Here is an 18,631-nt window from a genome sequence, read left to right as displayed (position 1 = left end):
AGCGACCGGGTCTCGCGTCGCCTTTCCGGCGAGGAAAACCGGCCGTATGCTCGCGCCATGCCCTACCCGGTCTTCGACGAGGTGATCCACGAGCCGCACCGGCTGCGCATCTGCGCCCTGCTCGTCCCCTCCGCCGGAACGGAGTTCGGCGCGGTCCGCGACGAGATGGGCCTGTCCGACTCGGCCCTGTCCAAGCACCTCAAGGCCCTGACGACTCGGGGCTACACCCGCTTGGACCGTGCGGTCCGCGAGGGCCGCCAGGTGACGACCGTCGTCCTCACCCCCGCGGGCCGCGAGGCCCTGTGCGGCCACGTCGCCGAGCTGCAGCGGATGGCGCGCATCGTCGGCACCGACCGGCGCACGAGCGGACTGCGCCCGCACTGACCGACCACGCCCGCACGGCCGCGTGCCCGGGCCGTGCAGGCGGGTGAGGGGTCGCGTCAGAGGGCCCGCAGGCGGAAGGAGTCCCAGCCCCGCGCGTACTCGCCCCGGACGACGAGGTTCTTCAGCTGCACGGTGTAGGAGTAGTCGCCGCCGTCGCCCGAGAGCGAGGCCACGATGCGGTCGCCGAACGGGTTCGACCTCGGCCCGGAGCCGGACCAGTCGTTGTCGAGGTAGGTCCACGTCCCGGTACCGGAGGCGAGCATGCTGCCCGGCTCGATCGGGTCCGACGTCCCGTCGACGAGACCGTCGGTGTCGAAGCACGGGCCGAAGAGGTTGCCGGCCTGGGGCGACTTGCCCTCCTCGAAGGTCCACAGCTCCACCGGCACCCTGGTGCTCGCCGACGCGACGAGGTTCCCGCGCCGCAGCTCGTGGACCGAGAACTCGATGGGGACCGCGCCCTCGGTCGCCGGGAACTCGGGCGGGTCCCCCACCTCCCCGCCCTGGATCCACGCGAAGAGTGCCGCCTCGGCAGCGGCGACCTCAGGGCGGCAGGCGACGTCCCTCGTCGTGTTGACGAACGCCACGACGTTGTTCACGTGGTCGGCCAGGATGAAGTAGCGCTCGGTCTCCACCACGGTCGTCTGCGGAGTGCCGGCCCCGGCCTGTGGGGCACCCAGCGCGACGACGGCCACCGCGGCCGCGACACAGGGGATGGCGCTCGCGATGCGGCGGCGGTGGGACATGACAGGCTCCTCATGATCGTGCGCAGGTCGTTCCCGCGCCCTGTCGCGAACGTTCCTCCCGCGCCGACCGGGCTGTCCATGGCCCGAACTGGGCATCATCACCGCCCTCGGCACCACCCGGTCGGGGGGTGTCCGGGTGGTTCGGGCCCGGCCGTCAGCCCTCGGGGCGCGCGACGACGAGGGCGGTCGCGAGGGCGGCCACTCCCTCACCACGACCGGTGAGGCCGAGCCCGTCGGTGGTGGTGCCGCTCACCGACACCGGCGCCCCCACTGCCGCCGAGAGCGCGGCCTGTGCCTCGTCGCGCCGGGACCCGACCTTGGGCCGGTTGCCGACGACCTGCACGGCCACGTTGCCGATGTCGAAGCCGGCCTCGCGCACGAGGCGCGCCGCCTCCTCCAGCAGGGTGACGCCGGAGGCGCCGGCCAGCTCGGGACGCGCGGTGCCGAAGTGGGCGCCGAGGTCACCGATGCCGGCCGCGGAGAACAGCGCGTCGCAGGCGGCGTGCGCCGCGACGTCGGCGTCGGAGTGGCCGTCGAGCCCGCGCTCGCCCGGCCAGTGCAGGCCGGCGACCCACAGCTCGCGGTCGGCCCCCTCGGGGGCCAGGGCGTGGACGTCGACACCGATGCCGACGCGGGGCAGGGGGCTCACAGGTGTCCTCCGGAGGGGGTGGGGCCGCCGGCGAGGAGCCGCTCGGCGAGGGCGAGGTCGGCGGGGGTGGTGACCTTGAGGGCCAGCGGGTCGCCCTCGACAACGAGGACGCGGTGGCCCAGGGCCTCGACGAGCCCGGCGTCGTCGGTGGCCACGACGCCGCCCGCGTGGGCCGCCCTCAGTACCTCGGGCCGGAAGCCCTGGGGGGTCTGCACCGCGCGCAGCGACTCCCGCTCGGGGGTTGCGGTGACGAACCCGTCGGTGTCGACGACCTTGACGGTGTCGACCACCGCGACGCCCGGCACCACGCCGTCGGCGCCCGCTCGCACCGCCGCGACGACCCGCTCGAAGACGGCCACCGGTGTGAGGCAGCGGGCCGCGTCGTGGACGAGCACGACGTCGCACCCGGGGCCCAGCGCGGCCAGGCCGGCCGCGACCGAGGCCGTGCGGTCGGCGCCCCCGGCCACGACGGTGGCCGACGGCGGCAGCGACACCCCGGACCAGTGCGGGCCCGAGGGGTCGAGGAGTTCGACCGGCACGACGACGACCACGGAGGCGACACCGCCCGTGCCCGCCACGGCCTCGAGGGCGTGGGCGACCAGCGGGCGTCCGGCCAGCCGGACGAACGCCTTGGGCACGTCAGCGCCCAGGCGCGACCCGGACCCCGCGGCGACGACGACGACGCCCACGCCGCGGGAGGCAGCGTGGGCGTCGGTCACGTCAGTGTGATTGGGGTGCGCGAGCGCGACCCGGTCAGGACGCGAGGACCTCGTCGAGGATGACTTCAGCCTTCTCCTCGTCGGTCTTCTCCGCGAGCGCGAGCTCGGAGACGAGGATCTGGCGGGCCTTGGCGAGCATGCGCTTCTCGCCGGCCGACAGACCGCGGTCCTTGTCGCGGCGCCACAGGTCGCGGACGACCTCGGCGACCTTGATGACGTCGCCGGAGGCGAGCTTCTCGAGGTTCGCCTTGAAGCGGCGCGACCAGTTGGTGGGCTCCTCGGCGAAGGGGGTGCGCAGCACCTCGAACACCTTGTCCAGGCCCTCCTTGGAGACGACGTCGCGGACGCCGACGAGGTCGCAGTTCTCGGCTGGGACCTCGATGACCAGGTCGCCTTGGGCGACCTTCAGCTTGAGGTAGAGCTTCTCCTCTCCGCGGATCGTGCGATTGTTGATCTCTTCGATGCGCGCCGCCCCGTGGTGCGGGTACACGACCGTCTCGCCGACCTTGAAAACCATGTGGTGTTGTCCCCTTTCGAGGGTCCAAGGATACCACGCACCGGCGTGTCGCCGAAATGGAGGCGCCGGGCGTTTTCGCAGGTCAGAGGCCTGAGAACACCTCCCACAGGGTGTCGTTGGGTCTTGACAGAACCGCCCCGCTCATGCTTTCGCGCGCGGCGCGGGGGCGCGCACCCGCACCGAGTACAAGGCCTCCGCACCCCCTCCCGGAGACGGGTGGCGGACCATGACCCGGCCATGGATATCCTTGGGCCCGTGACGACTCGAGCCGCCCTCGCCCTGCGCGCCGCCGCCCTCGCGGGTGCCGCCCTCATCGCGTCGGGCTGTGCGGTGCTCTCGCCGGTCCAGACGCAGTACGACTACCAGCCGGCCGACGGCTCCCGCCTCGACACCGGCGACCTCGAGCTGCGCAACCTCGTCGTCGTCGTGGCCGAGAAGGGCGGCGAGGGCGTCCTCGTCGGCCAGGCCGTCAACCCCGCCGCCCAGGCGGTCGAGGCCTCCTTCCAGCTCGGCACCGGGACGGCGGCCAAGCGCACCGTCCCCGCCAGCTCCGGCGGCACCCTGTCCGAGGGGTCCTCGAGCGTCCTGCTCAGCGACGTCCCCGGCGGGCCGGGCGAGGTCGTCCAGCTCACCGTCACGACGCCGGCCTCCGGCGCCAACCTCGTCCTCGTGCCGGTCCTCGCGCCCACGGGCTACTACGCCCAGTTCGACCGCTCCTGACCGCTCAGGACTCGAACTTGTAGCCCAGCCCCCGCACGGTGAGGATGTGGCCCGGGTTGCCCGGGTCGGTCTCGACCTTGGCGCGCAACCGCTTGATGTGGACATCGAGCGTCTTGGTGTCGCCGACGTAGTCGCTGCCCCACACGCGGTCGATCAGCTGCATCCGGGTCAGCACGCGGCCGGTGTTGCGCAGCAGCATCTCGAGCAGCTCGAACTCCTTGAGCGGCAGCGACACCTGCGCACCGCGCACCGTCACGACGTGCCGCTCGACGTCCATCCGCACCGGGCCGGCCTCGAGCGTGGTGGGCAGCAGCTCCTCGGGCTCGGAGAGGCGGCGCAGCACCGCCTTGATGCGGGCGAGCAGCTCGCGCGAGGAGTACGGCTTGGTGACGTAGTCGTCGGCGCCGAGCTCGAGGCCCACGACCTTGTCGATCTCGCTGTCCTTGGCGGTCAGCATGATGACCGGCACGTTCGAGCGCTGCCGCAGTGCGCGGCACACGTCCACCCCGGACAGGCCGGGGAGCATGAGGTCGAGGAGGACGAGGTCGGCACCGGCGGAGTCGAACTCGGTGAGGGCGTCGTTCCCGTTCTCGGCCACGGAGACCTCGTAGCCCTCCTTGCTCAGGAGGTAGGAGAGCGGGTCCGAGAAGGACACCTCGTCCTCGACGATCAGGATGCGGGTCATGCGCTGCTCTTCTCCTCGCTGGGCACCGGCCGGGGTCGGCCGGGCTCGTCATCCGCGATCGGCCGGTCGGCCGCCGCGGGAAGCGTCATCGTGAACGTCGAGCCGCGCCCCTCCTGGCTCCACACGCCCACCTCACCCCCGTGGTTGTTGCTGATGTGCTTGACGATCGCCAGCCCGAGGCCGGTGCCGCCCGTGGCCCGCGAGCGCGCCTCGTCGACGCGGTAGAACCGCTCGAAGATCCGCTCCTGCTCGGCCGGGGGGATGCCGACGCCCTGGTCGGTGACGGTGACCTCCACCGCGTCGCCGGACCGGCGGGCCCGCACGCCCACGCGCGTGCCCGAGCCGCTGTAGTTGACCGCGTTGGTCACGAGGTTGGTCACGGCGGTGGTCAGCAGCTCGCCGTCGCCGAAGACCCGCAGCCCCTCGTCGGCGAGGAGGGCGAGCTCGATGTCGCGCGACTCGGCCCCCACGCGGACCCGGTCCACGGCCTCGGCCACGACGACCCCGAGGTCGACGAGCTCGGGCTCGTGGAGCGTGTCCGCCACCTGGAGGCGCGAGAGGTCGACGATCTCCTGGACGAGCCGGGTGAGGCGGGCCGACTCGACGAGGATGCGCTCGGCGAAGCGCTGCACCGCCTGCGGGTCCTCCTTGGCGTCGAGGACCGCCTCGGCCAGCAGCGAGATGCCACCCACGGGCGTCTTGAGCTCGTGGCTGACGTTGGCCACGAAGTCGCGGCGGACCTCCTCGACGCGGCGGGCCTGGGTGTGGTCCTCCGCGAGGACGAGGACGTGGGAGACCGCGAGCGGGGCCACGCGCACCCGCATCACGGCGCTGGCGTCGGTGTTGGGTCCGCGGGTGAGGTCGAGCTCGGCCTCGCGGATCATGCCGTCGCGCCGGACCTGGCGGGCGAGGTGGCGCAGCTCGGAGTGGACCAGCTCGCCGTGGCGGACCAGCCCGTAGCTGACCGCGGAGGCGGAGGTGTTGACCACCGCGTCGCTGGCGTCGAGCACGACGGCGATGGAGCGCAGCACCGACAGGACCTCGCCGACCCCGCGCGGCAGCGGCGGCTCCTCGGGCTCGGGATCGGCGGAGGAGCGCTCGGACCAGCGCGTGGCGACGACGGCGACCGCCCCGATGACGAGGCCGACCGCCCCGCCGAGGGTCGCCGCGAGCACAGGGTCCACGTGGTCAGGGTACGGCCCGGTGGACCGGGCTCCGGTGCACCTGGGGGCCCCTGGGCGGGGCCACCTCCAGATGTTCACCTTCGGTGCGCCTCCGGTTCACCGCGGGCTGCGACAGTGCCGGAGGCGACGATGCCGTCCGCCGCGGCTCGACGTGCCATCGCCCCGTGCGGGGACGGCGCCGCCGCACCGGGACCGGCCATCCGGACGCCGGACCCGACACCGACCAGCACCGAAGGACACCCCACTGATGCGCAAGGCCTTCCACGAGGAGCTCGACCGGGTCGCCGAGACGCTCGTCGAGATGACGCACCTCGCCGCCTCGGCGATGAACCGCGCCACGACCGCCCTGCTCGACGCCGACATCCACCTCGCCGACTCGGTCATCGCCGCCGACGCCGAGATCGACGCCCGCCGTGCCGAGCTCGACCTCATGTCCTTCGACCTCCTCGCGCGCCAGCAGCCGGTCGCCACCGACCTGCGCGTCATCGTCACGAGCATGCGGATGAGCAGCGACATCGAGCGGATGGGCGACCTCGCCCGCCACGTCGCCAAGGTCGCGCGGTTGCGCTACCCCGAGTCGGCCGTGCCCGCCGAGCTGCGCGCGACCATCCTGCAGATGGGTCAGGTCGCCGAGCGCATCGTCGAGAAGGCCGGCTCGGTCATCGCCGCCCGCGACGTCGTCGCCGCCCAGGAGATCGAGCGCGACGACGACGCGATGGACGACCTGCACCGCGAGCTGTTCTCGCACGTCACCGACGGCACCTGGACCCACGGCACCGAGGCCGCGGTCGACATCACCCTGCTCGGCCGGTACTACGAGCGGTTCGCCGACCACGCCGTCAGCGTCGCGCACCGCGTCATCTGGCTGGTCACCGGCGAGTTCGACCCGCGCAGCGAGGACAGCCACGAGGACGTCGAGGACGACGCCCCCGTCCTGCACCGCCGCTGACCCTCGACGCCCCTCGCCGCGGTCCGCTCCCGGTGTGACACTGGCGGGGTGAGCCCCGTGGATGACGACGTCCGCGAGTTCGTGGCCGCCCGCTGGCCCGACCTCGAGGCGGTCGCCCACGTCGTCGTGCTCGACGCCGAGGTCGCCCGCCGGGTCACCACCGACGTCCTCGTGGGGATCGTCCGGCACTGGGACGAGGCGCTGGAGGACGGGCGGCCGGCCGAGCGCTCCCGCGCCGCGGTCCTCGCGGCCTCCCTCTCCACCGCGGCCCGGACGCGCCCCGCGGTGGCGACGCCGCCCGAGCCCGCGCGGCCCGCGGTGCCGTCGGCCGTCCCCTGGGAGGACGCGTCGTCCTCCGGTGAGGCCGACCCCGTCCTCCTCGCGCTCGTCGCCACGCTGCGCGCCGCGAGCCCGCTCGAGCGCGCCACCCTCGCCGCGCACGAGGTGTGGGACGCCGGGCCCGACGAGGTGGCCCACCTCCTCGACCGCTCCCCTGCCCCCGTGCGCGAGGCCGCCACCTCCCTGCGCGGACGGCTCGCGGCCACCCACGACGCCGCGCGGTCGGCCTCCGGTCTCGAGCCGGCCCGGTGGGCGGTGGAGCACGACGTCTCGGACGCCGTCACCGTGCTGCTGCGCGACCTCGACGAGCCACCCGACCCCGCGGCCCTCGTGGCGTCGGTCGCCGGGCGGCTGCACCGTCGCTCGCTCGTGCTCGGGGGGACGGCCGCTGCGGGGCTCGCGGCGGCCGCCTGGGCGGTGGGGACCACCGTCGTCCCCGACCAGCCGGCCACCCCCGCCGTGCGCCCGGTCCCGCCGGCCGGCGACCCGAGCTGGGCGCGGACCCGCACCTGGGTGGGCCGCGGCCGCCACGGGCGCGACCCCGACCTCGCCGCGATGGTGGCCCAGGGCGACCCCGGCGCCACGGTGCTGTGGGCCGACGACGTGCGCAGCCGGCGCATCGTCATCGCCCGGCGCAACCTGTCGCGCGAGGGCTCGACGACGTTGCGGGTCTTCGCCGGCCCGCAGGGGGCCCCGGCGTCGGCGCTGCGCGAGGTGGTCCTGCGGGTCGACGAGATCGAGGACGCCGACGACGCCGTCGCCGTGGCGCTGCCGACGCTCGACGGCACGCAGGGCCTGCTGCTCCTGCTCTCGCGCCCGCAGGTGCTGCGCTGCGCCTACTCGCCGCAGGTCACCTACACACCGGCCGGCGGGGTCCGGCGCCAGTGGCGCGAGGTCGGCCTCATCGACGGGATGTCGACCGTCGGCCTGGCGCTGCCGCCGGGGCCTGCGCTGCGGGTGCGGATCGGGCCGTTCGACGGCTCCCCCGCGGGGCCGCAGCGGGTCACCCTCGGCACGCAGCGGGCCGCCGAGACCGACCCGTCGGCGGCGGTGCTCGCCGCGGTGGGGCCGTTCGTCGCCGCGGCGTGCGGCCAGCCCGAGGCGTCGCTGACGAGCACGGTCGTCCTCGAGGCCGACGTGCCCGGTGACGTCCTGGCGCCGTGGGTGGCGGTCGGCCGGCCGGGGCTCGGCCGAGTCGTCGTCGTGCACACCCGCACGCAGGACGGGGCGCTGCTGCGCACGGTGCGGGTCCGTGACGACGGGCGCGCCAAGGTCGGCTCGGCCGACGTCGAGACCGCCCGGCCGATCGCGGTCGAGGACGCCACGCGGCCGTTCGCGACGCGGCTGCCCCCGATGCGGGCGGAGATCGGCCGGTTCCTCGTCATCGCCCCGGGAGCCGCGAAGGCCCAGCTGCTCGCGGTGACCGCGTCGTCGTACCCCGTCTCCGAGGTGGTGGCGCTGCACGGCGGCACCGGGGTCCTCGAGGTCGAGAACGCGCGGCAGGCGGCGGTGTACCGGCTCGTCCTCTGGGACGCGAAGGGCACGCGGATGGGGTCGTGGCGCCAGCTGTTCGGCCGGCGCGACCCCAACGACATGTGGCCGCGGTTCGGCTGACGCCCGGGACGGCGGCTCGGCCCGGTGTGACACTGGGTCGGTGAGCACGACGGTCGACGAGGACTTCCGGGCCTTCGTCGTCGCCCGCTGGTCGGACCTCGAGGCGGTCGCGATGGTCGTCGTCCTCGACGGTGACCTGGCGCGGCGCACCACGACCGATGCCCTCGCCGGTCTGTCGAGGCAGTGGCGCGAGGCCGTGGAGGACGGGCGGCCCGGCGAGCAGGCGCGGCGGGCCGTGCTCACGAGCGCGGTCGCGGCGGCGCGAGGGGGGCGGCAGCGAGGGTCAGGTGGTCGACGGCCGGGCGCGGTGGAGCCGGCCCCGGTGCGCGACCCGTTCGCCGACTCCGGTGACCCCCGGGGCGCCGGGCACGACGAGGTCGTCCTGGCACTCCTGCGCCCCCTCGCCGAGGCGGACCCGCTCGACCGCGCGCTGGTCGCCGCCCGCTACCTCTGGGACTGCGGACCGGGCGAGGTGGCGGCGCTCCTCGCCCTCCCTCCCGCTGAGCTGGCCCGGCGGGACACCGCGTTGCACGACCGGCTCCGAGCCGCCCACGAGTCGGCCCGCGTCGCGGCCGGGTTCGACGGTGGCGGCTGGTTCGAGCGCGACCTGGACGACGCCCTGACCGCCCTGCTCCGTGGGCAGGGCGACCCGCCCGACCCCGCCGGGCTGGTCGCGCGACGCTCGGGGACGGTGCGGCGGCGCCAGCTCGTCATCGGTGGGGCCGCCGCCGTCGCGACCGCCGGGCTGGCGACCGCCGTCGCGCTGCGCGAGGAGCCCCCGCCCGCCCCGGCCAGGCCCAAGGCGCCCCCGGGGCCCACCGACCCGACCTGGTCGAGGACGGCCACCTGGTCCGCGCGGGGTCCGCTGGCCGACGACCCGCGCACCCGGGCGCTGGTGTCGAGCATCGGCCCGTTCGGCAGCCGGATCCTGTGGGCCGGGGACCTCGGGACCCGGCGCCTCGTCATCGCCAGCTACCCGGGCCAGGTCGACATGGATGGCACCGAGCTCGTCGTGTGGAGCGGCGCGCGCGGCCAGGACATCCGCTCCCTCCAGACCGCGAACCTCGCCCTGTCGGGCCTCTACGGGGTCGACGACCTCGTCGCCGTGTCGATGCCCGACGGGGCGGCCGACGCGCCCACCTCCCTGCTCGTGGTCCTCACCCCTCCCGTGGTGACCAGCGCCGAGTACTCCCGCTACGTCCTGCCCCTGCCCAGCGGGAACGTCGACCGCGACTGGACGAGGGTCGCCCTCGAGAACGGGGTGGCCGCGGTCGTCCTCGACAGCCCCCAGAGCCACGCGCTGCGGGTCCGGGCCAACGGGGTGGAGCAGCCGCCGGCGGGGACGCTCGGGCCGTTCGCCGACCTCGACCAGGGTGACCTCACCGGGCCGAGCCTGCTCGCCGGCACCCAGGCGCTGGTCGCAGCCGTCACCGGCGTCCCCGAGAGGCGGCTCGGGGGGGACGTCGTCCTCGACGAGGTCCTCGGTGAGTACGCGTTCGACGTCGGGTCGGACCGGTCGCGGGTCGTCGTCATCCACACGACGCTCCCGAACGGCGCGGTGCTGACGACGGCGGCGGTGCGCGACGTCAGCGACGGGGCCTTGGCTCCGGGTCGGTCCATGCTCCTCCGCTCGGCGGCCCTGACGCCGCTCGACCACCTCGCCGACCCCGTCGTCACGCGGCTCGAGGACGAGCGCGTGGGGGTGGGGCGCTTCCTCGTCGTGGTGCCGGGTGCCGCCCGGGTGCAGCTGATCTCGTCCAGCCCCGACGGGTACCCGGTGTCGAAGGTGGTGAGGACGGGCGGGCGCAACGCCGTCGTCGTGCCCATGGTCAACGCCGACCTCGCCTCGGCGATCCGCGTCATCGCCCGCGATGCCTCCGGCCGCGCCCTCTTCGACGACGTCCCCTACGAGCCCCTCTGGCTGCTCGGCTTCTGACCGCGGGCCGGTCACCTCGGCAACCGCACCCGGCTGTCCGGGGCGACCGCGACCGGGGTCGGGGCCGATCCCGGATGTGACACTGGCGGGGTGACGACGACGGCCGAGGACGACCTGCGCGCCTTCGTCGTCGCGCGGTGGCCCGAGCTCGAGGCCGTGGCCCGCGTGGTCGTCCTCGACCCGGCGGTCGCGCGTCGCGTCACGACCGACACCCTGGCCGGACTGTCCGCGCGGTGGCGGGAGGCCGTCGAGGACGGGCGCCCCGCCGAAGGGGCCCGCCGCGACCTGCTCGCTGCCGCGGTGGCCGCCGCCGGCACCGTGAAGAGCGCCGCCCGACCGGCGCACCCGACGACACCGCGCCCCCCGGGTTCACCTGTGCCGCAGCAGATCTCGTGGGATGTCGACCTCCCCGACCACAGCGGTGCAGACGTCCCCGCCCACCTCGCCGCCGCCATCACCAAACTCGACCCCCTCGACCGGGCCCTGCTCGCCGCCCGCGTCGTCTGGGACGCCACCACGTGGGAGGCCGCGGACCTGCTCTCCCTCCCGCCCGACGACGTCGAGGCCCGCGTCACCCGCCTCGACGCACGGCTCGCGGCCCTGCACGACGAGGCCCGCGCCGCCGACGGCGCCGAGCCCGCCCCGTGGGCGCTCGAGCGCGACCTCGCCGATGCCGTCGCCCTCCTCCTGCGCGGCCAGCACGACCCACCGGACCCCGCCGCCCTCGTGGCCGACCGGGCCGGCGGCCTGCGCCGACGACGGTTCCTCCTCGGCGGCGTCGCCGCGGCCGGCCTCGCCGGCGTCGGGTGGTGGGTGCTCGGCCCCGCGGCCACCGGCCAGCACCGGACCACGGCCCTCCCCGCACCGGAGGACCCCGTCTGGGACACGACGACCCGCTGGCCCGCCCGCGGCGCCCTGGCCGCGGACCCCGACGCCCAGGCGCTCGTCATCCGCGACGCCCCACCCGGCTCGCGCCTGCTCTACGCCGACGACGTCGGCGACACCAGGGTGGTCGTCGCCTCCCCGGCCGACCTCTCGGGCGGCGGCAGCGTGCGGGTCGTGCTGTGGACAGGCCCGCTCGGCGCGCCCACGGCCTCCCTCACCGCCGTCCCGCTGGCCAGGGACGCCCTCCCGGGCGCCCGTGACGTCGTGGCCCTCGTCATCGCCCAGACCGTGGGCGACGCGCTCCTCGTCCTCGGCGGCCCCGCCCTGCGCGAGGCGATGTACTCCGCGGTCGTCCAGGCGACCCCCGACGGAGTGGTGTCCCACGACTTCACCCGGATGGGGCTGACGGACGGCATCGGGGTCGAGCTCGTCGGCCGCGGCCTCGGCCCGGCGACCCAGGTCGTGGCCGGCCGCTTCCAGGGCACCCCCGCCGGCACCCCGGGGCCCCCCGGCTCGATCCTCCCCTCCCTCGCCCCCGCCGACTACGCCCGCGACCGGCGCGAGCTCGTCGCCGCCCTCACCGGCGTCCCGGGCGGTCTGCTCAGCTCACGCGTGGTCCTCGACAGCCCCGCTCCCGACCGCGCGCTCGACGTCGACGGCACCGCCGGAGGCCGCGGCTCGGCCCGAGCCGTCGTCGTCCACACCCGCACACCGGACGACGCCATCATCCGCTCGGTGCGCATCATCGACGAGCGACCGGGGCGGCAGGGGTCCTACGACGCCGAGCAGGCCGCGGTCGTCGACGCCACCCGGGCCGACGAGCCCGTCTTCGTCACGCTGCCCACCGGCAGCACGACCCAGCGCTTCCTCGTCGCGGCGCCCGGCGCCGGTCGCGCCCGGCTGCTCAGCCAGGGCACCGGCCACCGGCCGGTCACCCGCTTCGTCGAGTGCACGGGTGAGACCGTCGTCCTCACGGTGCCCGACGCCCGCCAGGAGTCGACCTACTGGCTCGAGCTCCAGGACGACGGCGGGCGACCGCTCTTCCGCGGCCTCCCACTGGACGCCAACGAGCTCGTCTGACGGAAGGTCAGCGCCCCTGGTTCGCGACGGCGTCGGCCGCCGCGGCAGCCGCCTCGGGGTCGAGGTACTCCCCGGGACCGGTGGGCGCGAAGGACTCGTCGAGACGGTAGACGAGCGGCATGCCGGTGGGGATGTTCAGCCCGGCGATGTCGTCGTCGCTGATGCCGTCGAGGTGCTTGACGAGGGCGCGCAGCGAGTTGCCGTGGGCGGTGACGAGCACCGTGTGGCCGGCACTGAGGTCGGCCTGGATCTCGTTCTCCCAGTACGGCATCATCCGCGGGATGACGTCCTTGAGGCACTCGGTGAGCGGCACGTCGACACCGGCGTAGCGCGGGTCGCCGGTCTGGTCGAACTCGGTGCCCGGGTCGATGGGCGGCGGCGGGGTGTCGAAGCTGCGGCGCCAGAGCATGAACTGCTCGTCGCCGTACCTCTCGCGCGTCGCGGCCTTGTCGAGACCCTGGAGGGCGCCGTAGTGCCGCTCGTTGAGCCGCCAGCTGCGGCGCACCGGGATCCAGTGGCGGTCGGCGGCGTCGAGCGCGAGGTTGGCCGTGGTGATGGCGCGGCGCAGCACGGAGGTGTGGACGACGTCGGGCAGGAGACCCGCGTCCTTCATCAGGCGGCCACCGCGGACGGCCTCGTCGCGACCCTTGTCGGTGAGGTCGACGTCGACCCAGCCGGTGAACAGGTTCTTCTGGTTCCAGTCGGACTCGCCGTGGCGCAGCAGGATGAGCGTGTGTGCCGTCATGCGGCCAGCCTAGCCACCGGCGACCGGGGTCGGCCGGGGCCCGTCAGTCCGTGGGCGGGGGGTCGCCGGGCCGCTCGAGGAGGTGGCGGAAGGCCTCGAGGTTGCGCAGGCTCTCGCCCCGCGACACCCGCCACTCCCACTCCTTGCGCATCGAGGTGAGGAAGCCCATGACGAGCAGCTCGTTGAACGGCTCGTCGGCCGCGGTGAGGACGACGCCGAGCAGCTGGTCGATCTGCGTGGCGTCGACCCCCGCGGCGGGCAGGCGCCCGGCGACGTAGACGTCCCCCGAGCCGTCGACGGCGTAGGCCAGCCCCGGCAGCCGCAGGTTGCGGCGCAGGAGGAACCGGTACACCCCGACGTGGTTCTCGTCGGGGTTGCGCATGACGAAGGCCGTCGCCGACAGGCCGGTGTCGGACACGACGAGCGAGACCACGGTCTTCAGCTTCTTCTCGCCGGGCAACGACACCACGTACTCGTCGCTGCGCGCGCCGCCCTCCCACTCCAGCCCCGACTCGACGAGGAAGGCCTCCACGGTGGCGGCCACCTGCGCCCGGACGTCGGTCACGGGATGACCGCCGTGGGGATGCCGGTGAGCAGCTCGGCGTCGTTGATCGACGCCTCCCGCGGGCGGGCCATGGCGTCGACGTAGACCTCGGCGAGGCGGTCGGCGGTGCGCGCCCAGCCGAAGCCGGAGGCGTGCTCGGCGGCGGCTCGCGACAGCCCGGCCCGACGCTCGGGATGCAGCGCCACCGCGGCCAGCGCGGTGGCCCACGACGCGGTGTCGTGACCGTCGACGAGGAGGCCGCCGGGGCCGACGGCGGTGGGCAGCCCACCGGTGTTCGTCGCGACCACCGGGGTGCCGCAGGCCTGCGCCTCCACCGCCACGAGCCCGAACGACTCGTTGTGCGACGGCACGGCGATGACGTCGGCGGCCCGGTACCACTGCACGAGCGTGGGGCGGTCCACCGGCGGGACCAAGCGCACGAGGTCCTCGATGCCGAGGGAGCGGGCGAGCTCGGGCAATCCCATCGGGTTGCGCGCCCCGGCGCCGCTCGCCCCGCCGAGGACGGCGACGACGAGCCGCGAGCGCAGGGCGGGGTCGCGGCGGACCAGCTCGGCGGCCGCCTTCAGCAGGACGTCCGGCGCCTTGAGCGGCTGGATGCGCCCGACGAACCCGAGCAGGACGGCGTCGACGGGCACCCCGATCGACGCCCGCGCCTGCGCCACGGACCCCGGCGTGAACAGGGTGAGGTCGACCCCGGGCTCGGCCACGGCGACGCGGTCCGGGTCGGCGCCGTACAGCTCGACGAGCTCGGCGGCCTCCCGGTCGGTGTTGGCGACGAGGCGGTCGGCGGCCTCGACGACCTGCGCCTCCCCGATCTCGCGGCCGAGCGGCTCGGGGACGTCGCCGTCGGCGAGGTGGAGGTTCTTGACCCGGGCCATCGTGTGCATCGTGTGGACGAGCGGCACGCCCCAACGGTCGGCGGCGAGCCAGCCGACCTGGCCCGAGAGCCAGTAGTGCGAGTGGACGAGGTCGTAGTACCCGGGCGGGGCGTGCGCGGCGACGCGCATCATCCCGGCGGCGAAGGCGCACAGCTGGCCGGGAAGGTCCTCCTTCGACAGGCCCTCGTACGGCCCGGCGGCCACGTGCCGCACGACCACCCCGGGCTCGACCTCGACGACGGCCGGCTGGGTGGCGCTCGTCGTGCGGGTGAACAGGTCGACGCCGATGCCGCGCCGCGCCAGCTGCCGGGCGACCTCGAGGACGTAGACGTTCATCCCCCCGGCGTCGCCCGAACCCGGCTGGGCCAGGGGCGAGGTGTGGACCGTGACCATGGCGACGCGGTGCAGGGCGGGGGCGCCCTCGGCTGCGGTCATGACTCCTCCTCGGGCGGTCGGGGCGTGTCGGTGACGGTGACCACGCCGCGCGGCGCCCACACGTGGACGGCGATGCGGCCGTCCTGGCGCAGGTCCACCGCGCGCGCGACCCGCACCGGGCCGATCGAGACGTCGGTGCCGAGGACCCAGGTGAACGCGGGCTGCTCGACGACCGTGGGGTCGACCCAGTAGGCCCGCTCCTTGAGGTTGCGCTCGGGCAGGGCGGGGGCGATGCCGGTGGTCGCGGGACGCCAGTCGAGGTGGATGGCGACCATGTCGGCGCCCGGCACCGCGGCATCCATCCGGATGCGCCCGTCGGTGGGCTGGAACTCGATCCGCAGCGGCAGGCTGTGGACGTCGTCGTGGACCACGCCGCTGTAGAGCACGGTGTCCTTGATGCGGCGGACGGCGTCGATGCGGACGAACGGCAGCTCGGAGGTGACCTTCTCGCGGTTGCGCCCGTCGACCTCGGTGACGGTGCCCATCACGGCGGTCACGGGCGCGCCGCGGGTCACCGTGTCGGCGAGGACGACGCTGTCGCGCGAGAGCCGGAACCCGGAGTCGTACAGGGTGACCGACAGCCCGGCACCGAGCGACTGCACGCCGCGCGCACCCTGGGCGACCTCGAGCAGGCCGGGCTCGACGTCGGCGATCCCGGAGTCGCGGTTGAGCGCCTTGGGGACCCACGAGGTGAGGCCGAGGCCGAGGGCCGCCACGCACGACAGGACGAGCGCGACCATGGAGAGGCTCACCTCGCCGTCGCGCGCCCGGCTGCGGATCCAGTCGACCACTCCGTCAGGGTAAGGCGCGCGACCCGGAGGAACCGCATCGCGATGACGCCGCGCACCTAGGCTGGGGCGGTGGCGCAGCAGCGGCCCGTGGGGGTCATCACCCGGGGCACGACCAACCCCAACCGGCTGCGCCGCTGCGACCGCTGGCTCGCGGGCCCGCAGGGGTGGCGGCTGCGGCGTCATCGGGGTGGGGCGCCCGTGGTCGTCGACCTCGGGTACGGGGCGTCGCCGGTGACGGCGGTCGAGCTCCACGACCGGCTGCGGCGGGTGCGTCCCGACGTCGAGGTCGTGGGGGTCGAGATCGACCCGGCGCGGGTGGCCGCGGCCCGGCCGCTCGAGCGCCCGGGGCTGTCCTTCCGGGTCGGCGGCTTCGAGGTGCCGCTGGACGGGGGCGCCCGGCCGGTGGTCGTGCGTGCGTTCAACGTCCTGCGCCAGTACGACGAGGGTGACGTGGCGGCCGCGTGGGCGACGACGGTGGCCCGGCTCGCCCCCGGCGGGTTGCTCGTCGACGGCACGTGCGACGAGCTCGGCCGGCTCTCGACGTGGGTGGCCGTGACGTCGGACGGCCCGGTCAGCCTGTCGCTGAGCTGGCGGCTGCGCGGGCTCGAGCGTCCCGGGGTCGTGGCCGAGCGGCTGCCCAAGGCCCTGATCCACCGCAACGTGCCGGGCGAGCGCATCCACGCGCTGCTCACCGACCTCGACGCGGCGTGGGCCCGCTCGGCCCCGCAGGCGTCCTACGGGGTGCGGCAGCGCTTCATCGGCACGGCGACGGCGCTGCGCGACGCGGGGTGGCCGCTGCTCGACGGCCCGTCACGCTGGCGGCTCGGTGAGCTGACCGTGGCGTGGGAGGCCGTCGCGCCTCACCACGGGCCGTAGGGCCCGTCGGCGCGGCCCCGGCCGGTGACCTGGTCGAGGGCGGGGCGCACGTCGGCGAGGTACACGCCGGCCGCGATGACCCCGATGATGCCGAGCAGACCGGGGATCGCACCGAGCGAGACGACGCCCAGCAGCGCGGCGACGACGGTGACCGCGAGCCAGAAGCCCTTGGTGCGCTTCCCGGCGGCGGTGAAGGCGTCGGTGGGGCGGCGGACGCAGTCGATGACCGCCCACGCCTCGACGCCGAGCGCCACGAGGGAGAGCCCGTAGACGATCCAGTTCTGGAGGTCGAAGAGCAGCTGCATGGGGGAAGCCTAGGCGTCAGACGTCGAGGACGATGGTCACGGGGCCGTCGTTGACCAGCGCGACGTCCATGTGGGCCCCGAACCGACCCGTGGCGACCTCGATCCCCCGCGCCCGCAGGGCCTCGACGACCTGGCCGACCACCGGCTCGGCCACGGGTCCGGGAGCGGCGGCGTTCCACGACGGCCGGCGGCCCTTGCGGGTGTCGGCGTAGAGGGTGAACTGGCTGACGACGAGGACGGGGGCACCCTCGTCGGCCACCGAGCGCTCGTCGGCGAGGATGCGCAGCTCGGCGATCTTGCGGGCCATCGTCGCCACCTGCTCGGGGCCGTCGTCGTGGGTGACGCCGACGAGGGCGAGCAGCCCGGGGCGGGTGATCTCCCCGACCACGTCGCCGTCGACGGTGACGCTCGCGCGGCTGACCCGCTGGAGGACGGCCCTCACGCGCCCGGTCCGTCGAGGCCGACGGCGACGAGGGCGCCCACCGGGGCACCGTGGCCGAGGACGGGGGCCTCCTCGAGCCGGTCGTACGCGGTGGACTCGACGCCGAGGCGCCGCAGGACCGCGGCGAGGACGACGGGTCGGGCGCGCTGGGCGCCGTCGGCGATCTTCAGGGCGATGCCCCGGCCGTCGGCGAGCCCGACGGCGTAGACGGCCTCGGCGCCGTCCTTGGCGATGGCGCCCTGCGTGCCGCGGATGAGGGCGGTGACGTCGCGTCGGGTGCCGCCGAGGTACTCGGGGTGCGCGCGGATGGCGTCCGCGACCTCGCCCTCCGGGGTGTCGGGGGCGGCGGAGGCGATCCGGCCGAAGGCCCGGGCCAGTCCGGCGAGGGAGATGGCCATGACCGGGGCGCCGCAGCCGTCGACGGCCGTGGCCGCGACCGGCTCGCCGGCGAGGTCCTCGATGGTGGCGGCCATCGCCTGCTGGAGCGGGTGGTCGAGCTCGCGGTACGTGGTGAGGTCCCAGCCGTTGAGGCGGCAGGTGGCGAGCATCGCGGCGTGCTTGCCGGAGCAGTTCTGCGACAGGGCGCGGGCGACGTGCCCGGCGGCGATCCAGATGTCGCGCTCGTCGGCGTCGTAGGGCAGGTCGGGGGTGTTCTGCAGGTCGGCCTCGGTGAGGCCGGCGTCGGTGAGGATGTCGCGCACGGCGTCGAGGTGGAACGGCTCGGCCGAGTGGCTGGCGCAGGCCAGGGCGAGCTGGTGCGGCGGGAGGGCGAGGCCGGCCCGCAGCATCGCCACGCCCTGGAGGGGCTTGTTCGACGAGCGGGGGAAGACGGGGTCGGTCACCGAGCCCCAGGCGTGCAGGACCGCGCCGTCTGGGCCGGTCACGACCACGCTGGCGCGGTGCGAGGACTCGACGAACCCGCCGCGGACCACCTGGGCCAGGACGGGGGCGTCGGCCAGGGCCGGCGGGGTCGGGAGGCCGCGCAGGGCCTGCTCCGAGGGGACGTCTGTGGGCTTCTCGGGCACGGAGGCGACCCTACGCGCGCGGGGCGGCGCGTCATCATCGGGTCCGGCCGGTGCGTGGCGTTCCGGGTGGGCCCGGACGCGGACGACCGGGGCCGCTGGTGCGCGGCCCCGGTCGTCGGGGTGGTCACCGGGAAAGGGGGATCCGGTGCCGGGACGGTCGGGCGG

At 75.2% G+C, this 18,631-nt stretch carries 20 protein-coding genes; 7 read left to right on the top strand and 13 right to left on the bottom strand.

What is annotated here, in order from left to right:
- Positions 1–57 precede the first annotated feature (57 nt).
- On the top strand, positions 58–384 hold the full coding sequence (locus ACFLFB_RS02835; RefSeq protein ID WP_392544191.1) for a transcriptional regulator: 327 nt from the start codon (positions 58–60) through the stop codon (positions 382–384).
- 56 nt (positions 385–440) lie between these two features.
- Here ACFLFB_RS02835 and ACFLFB_RS02830 read toward each other — a convergent pair whose 3' ends face one another.
- From ACFLFB_RS02830 to ACFLFB_RS02815, 4 genes are all read right to left on the bottom strand, one after another.
- Positions 441–1,127, bottom strand: coding sequence for a hypothetical protein (locus tag ACFLFB_RS02830; RefSeq protein WP_392544190.1), 687 nt, complete (start codon positions 1,125–1,127; stop codon positions 441–443).
- Between the two features lie 154 nt (positions 1,128–1,281).
- Positions 1,282–1,776, bottom strand: coding sequence for a 2-C-methyl-D-erythritol 2,4-cyclodiphosphate synthase (gene ispF, locus ACFLFB_RS02825; RefSeq protein ID WP_392544189.1), 495 nt, complete (start codon positions 1,774–1,776; stop codon positions 1,282–1,284).
- Positions 1,773–2,495, bottom strand: coding sequence for a 2-C-methyl-D-erythritol 4-phosphate cytidylyltransferase (gene ispD, locus ACFLFB_RS02820; RefSeq protein WP_392544188.1), 723 nt, complete (start codon positions 2,493–2,495; stop codon positions 1,773–1,775). Before ispD ends, ispF begins: the two co-directional genes overlap by 4 nt.
- Positions 2,496–2,529: 34 nt before the next feature.
- A complete protein-coding gene (locus ACFLFB_RS02815; RefSeq protein ID WP_392544187.1) occupies positions 2,530–3,012 on the bottom strand; it encodes a CarD family transcriptional regulator in 483 nt (160 codons plus the stop codon).
- A 255-nt stretch (positions 3,013–3,267) separates the two neighbouring features.
- Here ACFLFB_RS02815 and ACFLFB_RS02810 point away from each other — a divergent pair, with 255 nt between their 5' ends.
- On the top strand, positions 3,268–3,732 hold the full coding sequence (locus ACFLFB_RS02810) for a hypothetical protein (protein ID WP_392544186.1): 465 nt from the start codon (positions 3,268–3,270) through the stop codon (positions 3,730–3,732).
- Positions 3,733–3,736: 4 nt separating this feature from the next.
- On the opposite strand, the gene ACFLFB_RS02805 is transcribed toward ACFLFB_RS02810, so the two are convergent.
- Together ACFLFB_RS02805 and ACFLFB_RS02800 are read right to left on the bottom strand one after the other, a co-directional pair.
- A complete protein-coding gene (locus ACFLFB_RS02805; RefSeq protein WP_392544185.1) occupies positions 3,737–4,417 on the bottom strand; it encodes a response regulator in 681 nt (226 codons plus the stop codon).
- A complete protein-coding gene (locus tag ACFLFB_RS02800) occupies positions 4,414–5,601 on the bottom strand; it encodes a sensor histidine kinase (RefSeq protein WP_392544184.1) in 1,188 nt (395 codons plus the stop codon). The genes ACFLFB_RS02805 and ACFLFB_RS02800 overlap by 4 nt, the downstream gene beginning before the upstream one ends.
- Before the next feature lie 247 nt (positions 5,602–5,848).
- Here ACFLFB_RS02800 and phoU point away from each other — a divergent pair, with 247 nt between their 5' ends.
- From phoU to ACFLFB_RS02780, 4 genes are all read left to right on the top strand, one after another.
- Positions 5,849–6,550 carry a phosphate signaling complex protein PhoU gene (gene phoU / locus ACFLFB_RS02795; protein ID WP_392544183.1) on the top strand — a complete coding sequence of 234 codons (702 nt, stop codon included), beginning with the start codon at positions 5,849–5,851 and terminating at the stop codon, positions 6,548–6,550.
- A gap of 48 nt (positions 6,551–6,598) precedes the next feature.
- On the top strand, positions 6,599–8,503 hold the full coding sequence (locus ACFLFB_RS02790; RefSeq protein WP_392544182.1) for a hypothetical protein: 1,905 nt from the start codon (positions 6,599–6,601) through the stop codon (positions 8,501–8,503).
- A gap of 40 nt (positions 8,504–8,543) precedes the next feature.
- Complete coding sequence (locus tag ACFLFB_RS02785; protein WP_392544181.1) at positions 8,544–10,439, top strand: hypothetical protein; 1,896 nt, start codon at positions 8,544–8,546, stop codon at positions 10,437–10,439.
- A gap of 90 nt (positions 10,440–10,529) precedes the next feature.
- Positions 10,530–12,404 carry a hypothetical protein gene (locus ACFLFB_RS02780; protein WP_392544180.1) on the top strand — a complete coding sequence of 625 codons (1,875 nt, stop codon included), beginning with the start codon at positions 10,530–10,532 and terminating at the stop codon, positions 12,402–12,404.
- Positions 12,405–12,411: 7 nt separating this feature from the next.
- Here the strand turns inward: ACFLFB_RS02780 and ACFLFB_RS02775 are convergent, their stop codons facing one another.
- From ACFLFB_RS02775 to ACFLFB_RS02760, 4 genes are read right to left on the bottom strand one after another with little or no spacing between them, the layout of a single operon-like run.
- Positions 12,412–13,149, bottom strand: coding sequence for a phosphoglyceromutase (locus ACFLFB_RS02775; protein WP_392544179.1), 738 nt, complete (start codon positions 13,147–13,149; stop codon positions 12,412–12,414).
- A gap of 43 nt (positions 13,150–13,192) precedes the next feature.
- Complete coding sequence (locus tag ACFLFB_RS02770) at positions 13,193–13,714, bottom strand: YbjN domain-containing protein (RefSeq protein WP_392544178.1); 522 nt, start codon at positions 13,712–13,714, stop codon at positions 13,193–13,195.
- Positions 13,711–15,027, bottom strand: coding sequence for a D-inositol-3-phosphate glycosyltransferase (gene mshA / locus ACFLFB_RS02765; RefSeq protein WP_392544177.1), 1,317 nt, complete (start codon positions 15,025–15,027; stop codon positions 13,711–13,713). The genes ACFLFB_RS02770 and mshA overlap by 4 nt, the downstream gene beginning before the upstream one ends.
- The gene (locus ACFLFB_RS02760) at positions 15,024–15,818 is read right to left on the bottom strand and encodes a hypothetical protein (RefSeq protein ID WP_392544176.1); all 795 of its coding nucleotides are present in this window, start codon (positions 15,816–15,818) and stop codon (positions 15,024–15,026) included. The genes mshA and ACFLFB_RS02760 overlap by 4 nt, the downstream gene beginning before the upstream one ends.
- Before the next feature lie 69 nt (positions 15,819–15,887).
- On the opposite strand from ACFLFB_RS02760, the gene ACFLFB_RS02755 reads away from it, so the two are divergent.
- Positions 15,888–16,694 (top strand): class I SAM-dependent methyltransferase, encoded by an 807-nt coding sequence (locus ACFLFB_RS02755; protein ID WP_392544175.1) that lies wholly within the window; start codon positions 15,888–15,890, stop codon positions 16,692–16,694.
- Here ACFLFB_RS02755 and ACFLFB_RS02750 read toward each other — a convergent pair.
- From ACFLFB_RS02750 to ACFLFB_RS02740, 3 genes are read right to left on the bottom strand one after another with little or no spacing between them, the layout of a single operon-like run.
- Positions 16,679–16,999: a DUF2516 family protein gene (locus ACFLFB_RS02750; RefSeq protein ID WP_392544174.1), complete on the bottom strand. Its 321-nt coding sequence runs from the start codon at positions 16,997–16,999 to the stop codon at positions 16,679–16,681. The two genes, ACFLFB_RS02755 and ACFLFB_RS02750, sit on opposite strands and share 16 nt — an antisense overlap.
- Before the next feature lie 16 nt (positions 17,000–17,015).
- Positions 17,016–17,441: a D-aminoacyl-tRNA deacylase gene (gene dtd, locus ACFLFB_RS02745; protein ID WP_392544173.1), complete on the bottom strand. Its 426-nt coding sequence runs from the start codon at positions 17,439–17,441 to the stop codon at positions 17,016–17,018.
- On the bottom strand, positions 17,438–18,466 hold the full coding sequence (locus ACFLFB_RS02740) for an asparaginase (RefSeq protein WP_392544172.1): 1,029 nt from the start codon (positions 18,464–18,466) through the stop codon (positions 17,438–17,440). Before ACFLFB_RS02740 ends, dtd begins: the two co-directional genes overlap by 4 nt.
- Positions 18,467–18,631: the final 165 nt, after the last annotated feature.

It is taken from the genome of Oryzobacter telluris, assembly GCF_043099285.1.
Lineage (GTDB): Bacteria > Actinomycetota > Actinomycetes > Actinomycetales > Dermatophilaceae > Oryzobacter > Oryzobacter telluris.
Note: the sequence above shows the minus strand (reverse complement) of the source record. Positions and strands in the feature narration are given on the sequence as shown.

Coding starts and splice junctions, on each gene's coding strand:
- ACFLFB_RS02835 (WP_392544191.1), top strand. CDS start 58: ATGCCCTACCCGGTCTTCGACGAGGTGATCCACGAGCCGCACCGGCTG.
- ACFLFB_RS02830 (WP_392544190.1), bottom strand. CDS start 1,127: ATGTCCCACCGCCGCCGCATCGCGAGCGCCATCCCCTGTGTCGCGGCC.
- ACFLFB_RS02815 (WP_392544187.1), bottom strand. CDS start 3,012: ATGGTTTTCAAGGTCGGCGAGACGGTCGTGTACCCGCACCACGGGGCG.
- ACFLFB_RS02805 (WP_392544185.1), bottom strand. CDS start 4,417: ATGACCCGCATCCTGATCGTCGAGGACGAGGTGTCCTTCTCGGACCCG.
- phoU (WP_392544183.1), top strand. CDS start 5,849: ATGCGCAAGGCCTTCCACGAGGAGCTCGACCGGGTCGCCGAGACGCTC.
- ACFLFB_RS02775 (WP_392544179.1), bottom strand. CDS start 13,149: ATGACGGCACACACGCTCATCCTGCTGCGCCACGGCGAGTCCGACTGG.
- mshA (WP_392544177.1), bottom strand. CDS start 15,027: ATGACCGCAGCCGAGGGCGCCCCCGCCCTGCACCGCGTCGCCATGGTC.
- ACFLFB_RS02750 (WP_392544174.1), bottom strand. CDS start 16,999: ATGCAGCTGCTCTTCGACCTCCAGAACTGGATCGTCTACGGGCTCTCC.